This window comes from Clostridium sp. HBUAS56017 (assembly GCF_007115085.1).
Classification (GTDB): Bacteria; Bacillota; Clostridia; order Clostridiales; family Clostridiaceae; genus Clostridium; species Clostridium cibarium.
This window is the reverse complement of the sequence record NZ_SULK01000035.1, coordinates 355-13,543: the sequence shown is the minus strand read 5'-3', so window position 1 is coordinate 13,543 and position 13,189 is coordinate 355. Positions and strand designations below refer to the sequence as shown.

Annotated in this window: 14 protein-coding genes and 1 riboswitch; of the genes, 9 read left to right on the top strand and 5 right to left on the bottom strand. The window is 27.9% G+C overall.

Annotation, left to right across the window (positions count from 1 at the left end):
• The first annotated feature begins 15 nt into the window (after positions 1-15).
• The 5 genes from FAY47_RS18995 to FAY47_RS18975 all read left to right on the top strand — a co-directional run bounded on the left by FAY47_RS18995 (position 16) and on the right by FAY47_RS18975 (position 3,706).
• On the top strand, positions 16-210 hold the full coding sequence (locus FAY47_RS18995) for a hypothetical protein (protein ID WP_143318505.1): 195 nt from the start codon (positions 16-18) through the stop codon (positions 208-210).
• 147 nt (positions 211-357) lie between these two features.
• Positions 358-1,005 (top strand): leucine-rich repeat domain-containing protein, encoded by a 648-nt coding sequence (locus tag FAY47_RS18990; protein ID WP_143318504.1) that lies wholly within the window; start codon positions 358-360, stop codon positions 1,003-1,005.
• A gap of 229 nt (positions 1,006-1,234) precedes the next feature.
• Entirely contained in the window at positions 1,235-1,777 is a 543-nt protein-coding gene (locus FAY47_RS18985; protein ID WP_143318503.1) for a GNAT family N-acetyltransferase, read from the top strand.
• Between the two features lie 248 nt (positions 1,778-2,025).
• On the top strand, positions 2,026-2,481 hold the full coding sequence (locus FAY47_RS18980; protein WP_143318502.1) for a DUF2798 domain-containing protein: 456 nt from the start codon (positions 2,026-2,028) through the stop codon (positions 2,479-2,481).
• A gap of 223 nt (positions 2,482-2,704) precedes the next feature.
• Positions 2,705-3,706 (top strand): alpha/beta hydrolase, encoded by a 1,002-nt coding sequence (locus FAY47_RS18975; protein WP_143318501.1) that lies wholly within the window; start codon positions 2,705-2,707, stop codon positions 3,704-3,706.
• A gap of 64 nt (positions 3,707-3,770) precedes the next feature.
• Here the strand turns inward: FAY47_RS18975 and FAY47_RS18970 are convergent, their stop codons facing one another.
• From FAY47_RS18970 to FAY47_RS18960, 3 genes are all read right to left on the bottom strand, one after another.
• Positions 3,771-4,535: a class III extradiol ring-cleavage dioxygenase gene (locus FAY47_RS18970; protein WP_143318500.1), complete on the bottom strand. Its 765-nt coding sequence runs from the start codon at positions 4,533-4,535 to the stop codon at positions 3,771-3,773.
• Between the two features lie 15 nt (positions 4,536-4,550).
• Positions 4,551-5,444 (bottom strand): GNAT family N-acetyltransferase, encoded by an 894-nt coding sequence (locus tag FAY47_RS18965; RefSeq protein WP_185966906.1) that lies wholly within the window; start codon positions 5,442-5,444, stop codon positions 4,551-4,553.
• Between the two features lie 125 nt (positions 5,445-5,569).
• Entirely contained in the window at positions 5,570-6,160 is a 591-nt protein-coding gene (locus FAY47_RS18960) for a hypothetical protein (RefSeq protein ID WP_143318499.1), read from the bottom strand.
• Between the two features lie 241 nt (positions 6,161-6,401).
• On the opposite strand from FAY47_RS18960, the gene FAY47_RS18955 reads away from it, so the two are divergent.
• The 3 genes from FAY47_RS18955 to FAY47_RS18945 all read left to right on the top strand — a co-directional run bounded on the left by FAY47_RS18955 (position 6,402) and on the right by FAY47_RS18945 (position 9,817).
• Positions 6,402-6,749: a hypothetical protein gene (locus FAY47_RS18955; protein ID WP_143318498.1), complete on the top strand. Its 348-nt coding sequence runs from the start codon at positions 6,402-6,404 to the stop codon at positions 6,747-6,749.
• A 220-nt stretch (positions 6,750-6,969) separates the two neighbouring features.
• A riboswitch (purine riboswitch) is annotated at positions 6,970-7,069 on the top strand.
• 64 nt (positions 7,070-7,133) lie between these two features.
• Positions 7,134-8,126 carry an adenosine deaminase gene (gene add, locus FAY47_RS18950; RefSeq protein WP_143318497.1) on the top strand — a complete coding sequence of 331 codons (993 nt, stop codon included), beginning with the start codon at positions 7,134-7,136 and terminating at the stop codon, positions 8,124-8,126.
• 695 nt (positions 8,127-8,821) lie between these two features.
• The gene (locus tag FAY47_RS18945) at positions 8,822-9,817 is read left to right on the top strand and encodes an HD domain-containing protein (protein ID WP_143318496.1); all 996 of its coding nucleotides are present in this window, start codon (positions 8,822-8,824) and stop codon (positions 9,815-9,817) included.
• Between the two features lie 80 nt (positions 9,818-9,897).
• Here FAY47_RS18945 and nudC read toward each other — a convergent pair whose 3' ends face one another.
• Both nudC and FAY47_RS18935 read right to left on the bottom strand, forming a co-directional pair.
• Complete coding sequence (gene nudC, locus FAY47_RS18940; RefSeq protein WP_143318495.1) at positions 9,898-10,719, bottom strand: NAD(+) diphosphatase; 822 nt, start codon at positions 10,717-10,719, stop codon at positions 9,898-9,900.
• Positions 10,720-10,906: 187 nt separating this feature from the next.
• A complete protein-coding gene (locus FAY47_RS18935; RefSeq protein ID WP_143318494.1) occupies positions 10,907-11,287 on the bottom strand; it encodes a L,D-transpeptidase in 381 nt (126 codons plus the stop codon).
• Between the two features lie 498 nt (positions 11,288-11,785).
• On the opposite strand from FAY47_RS18935, the gene FAY47_RS18930 reads away from it, so the two are divergent.
• On the top strand, positions 11,786-13,138 hold the full coding sequence (locus FAY47_RS18930) for an MFS transporter (protein WP_143318493.1): 1,353 nt from the start codon (positions 11,786-11,788) through the stop codon (positions 13,136-13,138).
• Positions 13,139-13,189: the final 51 nt, after the last annotated feature.

Genomic DNA, 13,189 nt, shown 5'->3' with positions numbered 1-13,189 from the left:
TATAAAGCTAAATAGTTGAATGATAAAACATTTATACCACATATTACAATAGGTAATTTTACATCAAGAGAAAAGTTAAATAAAGCATTCAATGATAATAGATGTATTAAGGAAAGATTTCATTCTACTGTAGATAAAGTATCTGTTGAAATTATAGATGACAATGAGGATTATATTATTGAAATGGAGATAGATCTATATGAATATTAGAAAGCTAATTATAATCTTATTTAGAGGGCAGATACAATCTACTCTCTAAAATTTTTATATACGTGAAAGAGAAAATTACAAAAATACGATTAGTTTCCATTTAAGTGATATAATGTAGTAAAAATACATATAGCAAGGGGAAGAAAAATGTTAAAAAAAGAAAAAAGAATAATTATAAAACTATTACTTTTAACCATGTGTACAAGCCTTATGGTGAGTGTAAAAATTTCAGCAATGGAAAACAAACAGGAATTTATAACAAATGATGTAAAAACTCTAACTGTCAATAAAGAAAAGGATTTCACTTTTGATGAAAAAACAGGAACAATAACAAATTATATTGGTACTGATACTACAGTAGTTATACCAAGTAGAATTAATGGTATTTCAGTAATTAATATAGGAAGAGAAGCTTTTTATGATAAGTATAACATCACAAGTGTAATAATTCCTGATAGTGTAACTAATATTGAAGAAGAAGCATTTTGCGAATGTGCTGTCTTAAGAAATGTTGTTATTGGTAATAATGTAACCAATATAGGTGTAAACGCTTTTAGTGATTGTATTAACTTAAAAAGCTTAGTTATCCCAGATAGTGTAAGTAAGATAGGAGATTTTGCATTTTTTTCATGTAATAGTTTGACAAGCGTGGAAGTTGGGAAAGGTATAATCAATATAGGAAGTCAAGCATTTTCCTATTGTTCAAATGCAGTATATTATGTGCATGGCGAAGAAGCAGAGCAACTTTTAATTAATGCTGGGGCAGAAGAAAGTAAAATAATATTAAAACACTAACAATAAATATTTATGAGCAATTTAAGATAGATGATTAAAACTTAATAGTTTTGGTTATCCTTAAATTGCTTTTTTTTGTTGTAAAAATATTAAATAGCAAGTTGAAATTATGAATAAGTTCTTTTAAGATAAATAAATAATTAATTATGCTCACATAAATATGTCTTCTTTTTCAATTTGGTATAATTAGGTAAAGGTTTCATGAATGCAAAGTAAAGGGGATGGTTTCATGAGTATATTTAAAGAGATAGAAACTAAAAGATTAATAATTCGTAGGTTCAGGGAGGAAGATTGGAAAGATATATATGAATATTTATCTGACGAAAAGGTAGTTTATTATGAACCTTATGAAGCATTTACAGTTCAAGAAAGTAAAGAAGAGGCAATTAGTCGAGCTGGAAGTGAAGAATTTATAGCAGTATGTTTAAAAGAGACAGGAAAAGTAATTGGTAATTTTTATTTTGGAAAGAGAGAGTATGATACTTATGAATTAGGATATGTATTCAATTCTAGTTATTGGCACAAAGGTTATGCAACAGAAAGCGCTAAAGCGTTCATGAATTTTGTTTTTAAAGAATTGAAAGTACGTAGAATTATTGCAATGTGCAATCCGGAAAATGAATTGTCATGGAAATTACTTGAAAGGCTAAATTTGATTCGTGAAGGATATCTTCGTAAAAATATATATTTTAAGATTAATGCAAATAACGAGCCTATTTGGCAAGATACTTATGAATATGGAATACTTAGAGAATCATATTATTCAAAATAGATATTAAATGACAGTATGGTGTGAAAATTTATGCGTTAATAACTAAAACTTAATATTTTAAGTGAATACTTTTAAAAATTAGAAATGAATAAGTTTACAAGTTTGTTGAAAACGTGAGCATATATTAATAAAAAATGTTTGTTAAATAATAAATCAGAAAATGCTTACGAAGAGGAATGTTGGCTGATAAAATTATTATGTAGGTGAAGATCTTACATAATAATTTTATTAACAAAGGAGAAATTTTTATGCCTCAAACGAAAAAAGAAAGTTTAATTTATACAGTTATGATGTGTGCCTTTATGGTGTTTTTTATGAGTATTTATAATGTATTTTTACGTACTGGAAGTTTATCTATAGAAACTATAAATAGTGTATTAGATGAATTTATATTAACTTATATAATAGGTATTATATGTGACTGGTTTATAGTTTCAGGCCCTGCTAAAGGGATAGCTTTTAAGTTTATAAAAAAAGAAGATAAGCCAGTGAAGAAGATAGTTCTAATATCATCATGTATGGTATGTGGAATGGTTTTATGTATGTCATTATATGGTTCAATAATGAATGTTGGAGTTACTTCGGAGTTGCCAAAGACATATATTACTGCCATCGGATTTAATATTATTATGGCATTACCGCTACAGTTAATAATTGCTGGACCAATCATTAGATTTTTATTTAGTAAAGTTTGTCCAAGATAGTTTATATAATTTATAGGTATAGTTAAAGTATAATAATTTAAAGATGATAGTCATTTTTTTCTTTTTAATATAACATATAAAGCAAAGAACTTGGAACCTATATAATAACTATTAAAAATAGTTTATTTATATAGGTTACTTTTTGTATAACGATATTATTGGTTTAACATATAATTGATTAATAAGAAATATATACTAAAGTGAATGATTGGAGAGATGAATGATGATTAATGAGAATTATGCTTTGTGGGAGAAAGGGGAGTATAAATATGAAGTTAAAGGGGATTTTATTCCTAATTTAGTTACTTACATTCATAATGATGATAATGTAAGACCAGCTATTATAATAGTTCCAGGTGGTGGATATCGTATAGTAACTCCATTAGAGGGGGAGATTGTTGCAAAAGAGTTTTACAAAAATGGATATAATGCTTTTGTTTTAACATATACAACAAATTGGTTATTAAGAACACCATTAAAATTTCAGCCATTACAAGATTTATCAAAGGCAGTTAGATTAATTAGAAAGGAAGCAGAACAATTTCATATTGATAGTGAAAAATTAATTTTATGTGGATTTTCAGCTGGGGGACACCTTTGCGGCAGTTTAGCAGTTCATTATGATGCAAAAGAATTAAAACTTAATAACGAATATGATTGTTATAGTAATCGCCCTAATGCAGCAATATTGTGTTATCCAGTTATTTCATCAAGTGAATATGTACATAGGGGGTCATTTACTGCTCTTTTAGGAGAAAATGCAACTAGAGATGAATTAGAATATATGTCGTTAGAAAAACATATAACAAAGAATACACCACCTGTATTTCTATGGCATTCGGTGACAGATAATTCTGTACCAGTAGAAAATAGTTATTTGTTGGCCAAATCATGTAAAAAGCAAGGTGTAGTATTTGAACAGCATATTTTTGCAAATGGAGTACATGGAATGTCATTGGCTAATGAAGAGTGGGCAACTGGCGACTATGGTAAGGATTATACTATGGAGCAATTGTTTGAAACAGCAGAATTTTTATTGGAAAACCACATGGAATTACCTGAACCTTATAAAAATATAAGAGAAATTCCAAAAGGAGTTAGTGTTAGAGATTTAATTATAAAAGAAAAAATAAGGCAACACGTATTATTAGCGGAATCAGATGAAGGAATAGCTGTTTGGCCAAAACTAGCTTGTAGCTGGGTGAATAAAGTTTTAAATAATTAAATAAAAGTGTAAAGAAAAGAATTTATTATATTAAATTCTTTTCTTTACATGTTTCTAAAAATTTTTAGAATTCAAAACAAAGATAACTTAAATTTCCTAATTGGTAATCTCTAAATATAATTTTTGGGGTTAGCTTGGGGGTGCTTCCTAGTGAAATGAACAATGGAACAAAATGATCAGCGGTAGGAACTGCTAAATTAGCATTTGGAGCAATATTTTTATAATTATAAAGAGAATCTAAATCATTTTTCTCTATTTTCTGAATTAACCAATCATCAAATTCTTTAGCCCAAGCATCGGTAACTTTACTTTCAAAATCAACTAACCTTAAATTGTGAACTGTGTTTCCGCTGCCAATAATTAAAATATCTTCACAAGCTAGTGAATTAAGAGCATTGCCAATTTTAATTTGATTTTCAATAGAAAGAGTGGAATTTATAGATACCTGAACAATTGGTATATTTGCCTTTGGATAAAGATGTTTTAGAATTGTCCAAGAACCATGATCTAATCCTCTAGTCATATTTTTTTCTACCTTGATACCTTGGGTGGTTAGTTTATTTTCAACTTTTGCAGCTATTATGCTAGAACCTTTAGCTGGATATTTAATTTTATATAATTCGTCAGGAAATCCATAAAAATCATAAATTGTATTATATTCAGAATCAAAAGAAGAAATAGTAAGCAAATTGTTATCCCAATGAGATGTAAATATAATTATAGCTTTGGGGTTAATATTATTTCCAAGATTATTTAAAAATTTAGTGTAGTTTGTTTCTTCAATAGCCATCATAGGAGAACCGTGGGCTAAAAATAAAGGCTTTATCATATAACAAAATCCTCCTTATTGAGTTAAAGTGCTTATAGAATAGTAATTCATTACAGTTTTTTCTTCAAATCCACAGTATTTATATAAGTTTAGGGCGGTACTATTTTTGCATTCAACATCTAATTCAATATAAGAGATGTCTTTCTCATGTAATAAGTTTAAAGCCTCCTTCAAAGTTTCTTTACCATAACCTTGACCTCTAAAGTCGGGCAATATACCAAATCCGAATATATAAACTGAATTACCATTATATTCAAAACTTATTTTGCCTACGATTTGATCCTTTAGAATAGTTAAATATGTGTATTGGTTTGAAGTTTCTTCATTAGCAGACTCGTTAGTTACCTCGTCAAGTCCCCAGTATAGTGAATTTTGTCTAGCTATTTCTTTTCTATCAGATTTTTTTGCAAGACGTAAGGTAATCAAATTCTTTTTTTCAAAAGAAGGTATATTAGATAAATTCATTCTATATTCTGAAAAATCATATTCTCCATTAACAGATTTTATAAATTCAATTCCTGAGCTTGATTTAGCATCTGTTAATAGTAATATTTTATGGAAGTTTCTTTGATTACATTCATTCATTGCTAGAAAAAAAAGCTTTTTAAAAAAACCTTTTTTTCTATAATTAGGATGAGTCATACCATTAATTTCAACTATATTCTTTCCGAAGCATGAAATTCCAAGATAAGATACCAAATTGCCGTTTATATAATAAAAAAATTCATTAATGCTATCTAAGACAATTTCAGAATTTGTGTATAAATTTAGCTTATAATCTAACTCAAGTTTTAGGGTGATTTTATCAGTTAGGATGCAGTAAGCTTCAAGTTCATTAATTTCTTTATATTCTTTTGGGGATACATATTTTTTAAAACTAATTGTTTCATTAAATCTTTTTATAGACATTTTATAATTCCTTTCACTGTGTTATTAAATAAATTAACTTTTTAAGAAATGGATAAAAAAAATCCGTAGAAATCAACTTTAAAATGACGTTTTCTACGGGGTCAGGAACAGAAAATCAAGTTATTCTATTTATAAGGACCTATTGAAAATTTAGATATTTTCCAATTCTTATCAAAAGCAAATCCACAAATTACTTTACTGAAGGTTTTGCCACTTTCTTTTGAGTCCTTATCATTAACTACTTTTACAGTTGCAGTAAAGGAAACAGCTATTAATTCATTATCTGTATCTTTTTTTATTGCAGTGTAAGTAATGTCTTGTAATTTTGAAATATGTTCATTTTTAACTAAACTATCGATTTGTTTTTGTAATACATCATCAGAATAATTTGCTTTTAGGTCATCACTCATATAGTTTACAAAGTTTTTAAGTGTATCAACATTATCAGTTTTATAATCATTATTTAATGTCATTTTAGCAAATTTATCAGTTAATTCTACTATCTTTGCTTTTTCTGCATCTGTAAAGCTGCTATCAAAAGAAGTGTTTTTTAAGGCTTCTTCTGGGGTTTTGGAAGTATATTCAGCATTGGTTTCAATTGAATTATTATTTTCTGAACTTTTAGACGTATAGTTATGGGCAAAGAAGCTGATTACGCCAATAATTCCGATTACTATAAATATAATATTTTTCTTGTTAAATTTAAATTTTTTCATCTAATTTCTCTCCAGTATAGTAGCCTAAAAGCCATTGGTAAAAATATCTGTAGTAACTTTTAGGTTTCTTTAGTAATTTTGTTATATGAATATAGTAACATTTTGTTTTATAAATGCCAAGATTTTTTGAATAGGTTATCATAATTAAAAAAATGCCATTCAAGGTTTAGAAATATAAATGAAGATAATTCACAATTTTTTATTTTATTGAATATCATGATAACTGAAAGGAGATGTTAAAATGGAACAAGGTCAAAACCAGTACTACGATAACTTAAATAATATGAAAGAACAGTGTAAAAATTGCATGCATTTTCATATTATGGTGACAATGAAGGATGGAAATACATTTGATGGAATTATTGAGAGAGTAGATAATGACCAGGTTGACATGATGGTTGGCGAAGATGTAATGGAAGGGGAAGGAGGAACTCAAAATTTTGGACAAATGCAAAGATTCCCAAGAAGAAGATTTAGGAGGTTTAGGCATAGAAGATTTCCAATAGGAGCTTTAGCAGCTTTATCTCTAATTAATTATCCTTACATTATTCCACCATATCCATATTATCCACCATATCCATATTATTAATCAAATATAAATAAGGATTAAAATCCTGTAACTTTAGATAATAAGGTTACGGGGTTTTATAAATTTATAATTATCTAATGTTTGGATAGCTAAAGAGTAATTATATGAGGCAAAGGAACATTTAGAAAAGTTTATACTAGCCTTACAAAAATATGATTCTCATAGCTATGGAACTATTGGAAAAGTAGGTATTGACTTGACAATAATATTTAAATTTAGTATAATTTCATAAATTAAGTTTCGTATAACTCCAATAATATGGTTTGGAGGTCTCTACTAGGAACCAATAATTCCTAATTACGAAGAAGGTATCTCTTTTATATAGATATATTTTCTTTGTGGTTAGGAATTTTTTTTATAAATAAATATACTTAGGAGGAAAAAATGAATTTTATAGATTTACCTAAAATTGAACTTCATTGTCATTTAGATGGTAGCCTTAGACCAGAAACGATAGTAGATATAGCAAAGAAAGAAAATATTATAATACCTTCTTATAATATTAATGATATTAGGGAAAAAACTGTTATACCATTGGAATGTAAATCTCTAAATGAATATCTAAAGGCCTTTTCTATTCCAAATTTAGTAATGCAATCAAAAGAAAGTTTAAGGAGAATTACATATGAACTTTTTGAGGATGCTGCAAAGGAAAATGTGAAATATATGGAGGTTAGATTCGCACCTGTACTTCACACAGCAAAGGGACTAGAAATAGGAGAGATAATAGAAAGTGTTATAGATGGTATTAGAGAAGCAGAGGAAAAATATGATATAAAAGGCAATTTGATTTTATCATGTATGAGAAATATGTCTTCAAATAAAGCTCTTGAGGTAATAGAAAAAGGAAAAGAATTTTTAGGAAAAGGAGTTGTGGCAATAGATTTATGTGCAGCAGAAGAAGAAGGGTTTTGTAAAAAGTTTGTAGAACCAATAGCTTTAGCTAGAGAATATGGATATAGAGTAACAATTCATGCAGGAGAAACAGGAATAGGTAAAAATGTATTAGAAGCAGTTGAACTTTTAGGAGCAGAAAGAATTGGACATGGTATCTTTATAAAAGACTGTGTTGAAGCATATGAAGTGGTGAAGGAAAGAAATATAATTCTTGAAATGTGTCCCACAAGTAATTTACAAACAAAGGCGGTTAATAGTTACAACGAACATCCTATATATAACTTCTATAAGGATGGAATAAAAGTAACTGTTAATACAGATAACAGAAGTGTATCAGATACAAGTATGTCAAGAGAGCTAAAAATAGTATCTGAAGAATTTAATATTACTTATGAAGATTATAAGAATATATATTATACTAGTATTGAAGCAAGTTTTACTGATTTAGCAACAAAGGAAGCTTTGAAAAAATTGATATAGAATTTTAGGAAAAAGAAAATAGTTAAATTGTGACAACCACTACCTGTATTAAAGTAGTGGTTGTCATTATTTTAAGAAGGTTAATAAGTATTTTTTAAATAAATAGGAATTATTAAATTAGTGATTTGAAAGAAGAATATTTTTAGCCTTGTTGATGGTATTTAGTATTATCTTTATGATTTATGGGTTTTCTTAGTGAGTCAAAGTTATTAATTGATTCTATTTGTTCTATATTTTTATTCATTTTTACGTTTTTTGTTTTTTTATTTCTGTTCATGTGAAGGCTCCTTTCCAGTTAAGATGTAGTTTTGGAGTTGCAATTATAGTTTTTGTAGATTTGAAAATCATATGTGTGGGAGTTTCTGAATAGGTTGGTAATTAAGAAAACCAATTATAGAGTTAATGATTCTTTTGTAATCAGTGTTTTATCCTTGTTATAAATTAAATCAAGAATAAGTTTATGAAAACTTAGCAATATATACAAAATGTTCTGAAATTTAATAATTATTCATTTTATTTTTAGATAAAATAATTGCCTTAATTAGGAGTTTATTATGTAGAAAGTTTTAAAACTCAGTGTAAAAAGGAACCTGAACATCCTCCTTATTACATAATAACCACAGATTTACCTTTAAAAAATTTATTTTTATGCTATTGTAATGAATATATTAAAGCATTTGAAGAGGTGACATAAGATGAAATTAGTTTTAGTAAATGATAACTTAGTTGGAGAGGTTTTAGCAAATCCTATATATACAGAAAATGGAATGCTATTTTTCAATAAGGGAAATGTAATAAGTGAAACTGTTATAGCGAGGCTTAAGAAAATGGGTGTTACTACCTTATATATTGAAGATTGTAATGATGAATTAAATTTACAGGAAGTTTTACCTGCACCTATAAAACTTAAAGCCGTTAAAGAATTAAAAGCAGTATTTGAAGAAATAAAAAAAAGAGAATATATAAATGAAAAGAGAGTTGTAGAAATTATTGAAATATTAACGGAAAATATTAATTTGTCAGAAAATGCAACAATGATAAATAATCTAGTTCAAAGTGATGATGTTTCTCAAATGGCTGTACATTCACTGGATGTAACTCTTTTATCATTAATGGTTGGTATTAGAAAGAGGTATGATGAAGAGAAATTGGTTAGATTGGGAATTGCGGCCTTATTACATGATATAGGTAAGTTATTTTCTAATGATATTACTCATGTTAAAAAGGGACAAGAATTAATGAAGAGAAATCCAGCAATTATGTCTACTACATATATGGCTGTATATTATATGTATGAAAGAGAAGATGGAAAAGGATTATTTGGAATTGAAGGAAAAAAGGTACATGAGTTTGCTAAAATACTAGGAATTTGTAATGAATATATTAATAGCATAAATAATAATAATGGAGAAGAAGCGATACTTCCGCATGTAGCTGTAGAAAAGATAACAGTAGAAGCAGTAGATAAATTTGGAGAAGATACATATAAAGATTTTATGCAAAGTGTTTATTGTTATCCTAATGGGTTACAAGTCAAATTAAATAATGGACAAACAGCTGTAGTTACAATGCAAAATAGTGGTGCTAATACTAGACCAACTTTGGCTATTGATACAGGGGATGGATTTAAGTTTTGTAATTTAACTGATGGTGAAAATCTAACGCTATTTATTGAAGAAGTAATAATGTAATAAAATTTGAGAATATTGTATGTAGAAATGTTTAAGAACCGCTAAATTCTTAGTTTAGCGGTTCTTAAAGTTTTATTACATTACATATTATCTTTAAATTTACATATCATTTCATTTGTAAGACTTAGTCCATCATATTCTATTTCAATTTCATCTCTTTTAATCCATATTGCTTCTGAAAGTTCACTTTCATCCATAGTTATTAAGGAGTCTCCATCAAGTTCTGCAAAATAGCCTATAAGTAGGCTTTCTGAAAAACCCCATGGCTGAGATTTGTAGTATCTTATATTTTTAACCTTTACCCCAACCTCCTCCATAACTTCTCTTTTAACAGCTTCTTCAGGAGTTTCACCAATTTCTATAAAACCTGCTACTAGTGCATGTTTTTTATACTCTCTTCCAGCATATTTAGTAAGTAGCAATTTATCACCATGAGTAATGGCTACTATAACAGCAGGAGAAATCTTCGGATAAACCATATTTCTACAATCTTCGCAATACATCATTCTTTCTTTGTCATCAGGAATTAACTCATGTCCGCACCTTCCACAATACTTGTTATTTTTATACCAACAGTTTAAGTGATAAGCTGTAATACCTGCAAAGGCATTATATTTTGGTACAGCAGTTCTGAATAGGCTTATATTTTCAAATGAAAAATTATTGATTTCTATGTCAATTTTAACTTGAGCAAGAAAAAATTCCTTCTCATCAATTTTAAATAAATATATGTAAGTAGCATTAATATGGCTAAAGTCGCTATATTTAGGGTAATAGATTTTACCTTTACTATTATTTAAAAGAATATTGTTTTCGTTGAAGCATAAAATAAAGCTGTCTTCATTTGGAGTTTTTTCAACGTATTCGTTGTGAAATAAATTAGGATGTATATCTTGAATCATATTTTCATTTCTCCTTACTTCTTTTAGAGTGTTAAAAACAGAAAACAGGCTTGTCCAACTAAGCTTGTTTTCAAAGTACATGCTATCATTTTAACATTAAATATATTTATTGCAACAATGTACTTTTATAAGGTAGTAATTAAATAATAAATCTCCTTAGCATAGTTAATATGCTAAGGAGATTTAGCTATATAATTTCAACAGGTGTATTAATTGGTACTAGATTATAAAGTTCAATTATATTTTTATTATAAGTTCTTATACATCCATTTGAAACAGCCTTGCCAATAGAACTCGGATTATTTGTACCATGAATTCCATAATCTCCATTAGGTGCATTTAGTCCCAACCATCGAGAACCAAAAGGCCCCCCAGGGTTATAAGCTTTATTTATAATTTTAAAATTTCCTTTAGGAGTAGGAGTAGAAGGTTTGCCAACAGCTATGGGATAGGTTTTAAATAATTTTTCGTTTTTAAATAAAGATAGTTGTCTATTTGCAACATTAATTTTAATTTTGTATTGAGAAGCTCGGTGAGTATCTTCTTCATTAAAAAAATATATATACATATTACCTCCGAATAATGAGAAAGTCTTATTATAATATGAAAAAAATTAAATTCTGGAACTAATAATACGGAATAAATAAACATGATAGTATGTATATTCCTTATTTTACATTGTTTTTCATTTAAAAAAGTAATATAATAGGCAACGAATTGATGTATACATGACAAATTATAAATAAAGAAATATAAAGATTAGAAAGTTTTAATCGTATTTCTAAGGAAATATGTTTCAACCATAATTCTTAAAATAGTACAACAGCAATAAATAATATTACATAAATTCAATAAAAGAAATTTTTTTAAAATTCAGCTGTAATAAAATGTATTTAAATGGAATATAAGGATGAAACTTTTGGAGTTACTACTAAATAATAAAGTATGTATATATCAATTTAAGTAAAGATTTTACACAAGAAAATAATAGGAAGTATTTTGTGAAATCTAGCTAGATGAAATAATAAAAAAGAATGATAAGCAGTATAAAAAGGAGTAAAAAATTATGAAAAAATTATCTTTAAAAGAGAAAATATCCTATGGATTTGGAGATTTTGGAAATGGATTCATGTTCGATTTAGGACAAGCATATCTTTCTAAGTTCTTTACTGATGTATGCAATATTCCAGCTACAGCAGCAAAGAATATTTTTGTAATTACTAAGATATTTGATGCATTTATGGACCCTATAGCTGGATCAACAATAGACTCTAGAAAACCAGGGAAGTTTGGTAAGTTTAGGCCAGTTATGATGATATCAAGTATTATACTTGCAGTACTAACAATAGTAACATTTATTATGCCAGATATGTCTATAAGGAATAAGTTGATTTATGCATATGCAGCTTATATGATATGGGGACTTGTATATTCATTTACAAATATTCCATACGGATCACTAGCATCTGTTATGACCCAAGATGTTGATGATAGAAGTCAAATGGCAACATTTAGACAAGCAGGTTCTTTAGGTGCTCAGTTAATTACTGGTATAGCCTTTGTTCCTATACTTACATATTTTACAGATCCTAGAATTGGATATCCTGTAGCTGCAACTATAATGGCTCTAGTAGGGATAATTTCATTCTATATTTGTTTTAGAAATACTAGGGAGAATGTTAAACCTAAGGGAAGAACCCATGAAAAATTGACTTTTAATGATTACAAAAAAGCAGTTTTCACTAACAAACCATTAATAGCTATAATTCTTATGACATTATTCACAATATCAGCAATGAATGCGAATAATCAAATGATGATATATTACTGCCAATATGCTCTTGGAGATATTAAACTTCAACCTCTTGTGAATACCATAATGATTGGATGTTCTATTATTGGTATTGCAGCTATTCCAAAGCTTGTAGCAAAATTCGGGAAAAAGAAAACTGCTATGATAGGCTTTGCTATTGGAATAGTAGCAAATGGATTAAATTTTGTATTGCCAGCTAATTTTTATACTTTTACAATATTTGTTACAATAGGTTATGCAGGTCTAGCTATACCAAATGGTGTAACATGGGCATTTGTTTCTGATGTTATTGATTATGGTGAATGGCATACAGGAAAGAGAAAAGAAGGAATAATATATGCTGCATTCAATTTTGCAAGAAAAATAGCGCAATCAATAGCAGCATATGTGACTTTAGGTGCTTTAGGGTTAACAGGATACATACCTAATGCAGAACAAACTTCAGGTGCGTTACTTGGAATGAAAGCTGTAATGGCATTATATCCAGCAGTAGCGTTAACTATAGCGGCTATTATAGTATTTGTCTTATATGATTTAACAGATGAAAAGTACAAGATAATAGTAAAAGATTTAGATGAGGGAAAATTTGAAGATAAAATCATGTAAATTGTATTAATGCATATAAGAAGACTTATCCGTGTTGGATGAGTCTTTTTA

Bases quoted from the DNA above. Each gene is read 5' to 3' on its own strand.
- FAY47_RS18960 (WP_143318499.1), bottom strand. From the start codon at position 6,160: ATGAAAAAATTTAAATTTAACAAGAAAAATATTATATTTATAGTAATC.
- FAY47_RS18980 (WP_143318502.1), top strand. From the start codon at position 2,026: ATGCCTCAAACGAAAAAAGAAAGTTTAATTTATACAGTTATGATGTGT.
- FAY47_RS18975 (WP_143318501.1), top strand. From the start codon at position 2,705: ATGATTAATGAGAATTATGCTTTGTGGGAGAAAGGGGAGTATAAATAT.
- FAY47_RS18935 (WP_143318494.1), bottom strand. From the start codon at position 11,287: ATGTATATATATTTTTTTAATGAAGAAGATACTCACCGAGCTTCTCAA.
- FAY47_RS18955 (WP_143318498.1), top strand. From the start codon at position 6,402: ATGGAACAAGGTCAAAACCAGTACTACGATAACTTAAATAATATGAAA.
- nudC (WP_143318495.1), bottom strand. From the start codon at position 10,719: ATGATTCAAGATATACATCCTAATTTATTTCACAACGAATACGTTGAA.
- FAY47_RS18965 (WP_185966906.1), bottom strand. From the start codon at position 5,444: ATGTCTATAAAAAGATTTAATGAAACAATTAGTTTTAAAAAATATGTA.
- add (WP_143318497.1), top strand. From the start codon at position 7,134: ATGAATTTTATAGATTTACCTAAAATTGAACTTCATTGTCATTTAGAT.
- FAY47_RS18985 (WP_143318503.1), top strand. From the start codon at position 1,235: ATGAGTATATTTAAAGAGATAGAAACTAAAAGATTAATAATTCGTAGG.
- FAY47_RS18930 (WP_143318493.1), top strand. From the start codon at position 11,786: ATGAAAAAATTATCTTTAAAAGAGAAAATATCCTATGGATTTGGAGAT.
- FAY47_RS18970 (WP_143318500.1), bottom strand. From the start codon at position 4,535: ATGATAAAGCCTTTATTTTTAGCCCACGGTTCTCCTATGATGGCTATT.
- FAY47_RS18945 (WP_143318496.1), top strand. From the start codon at position 8,822: ATGAAATTAGTTTTAGTAAATGATAACTTAGTTGGAGAGGTTTTAGCA.
- FAY47_RS18990 (WP_143318504.1), top strand. From the start codon at position 358: ATGTTAAAAAAAGAAAAAAGAATAATTATAAAACTATTACTTTTAACC.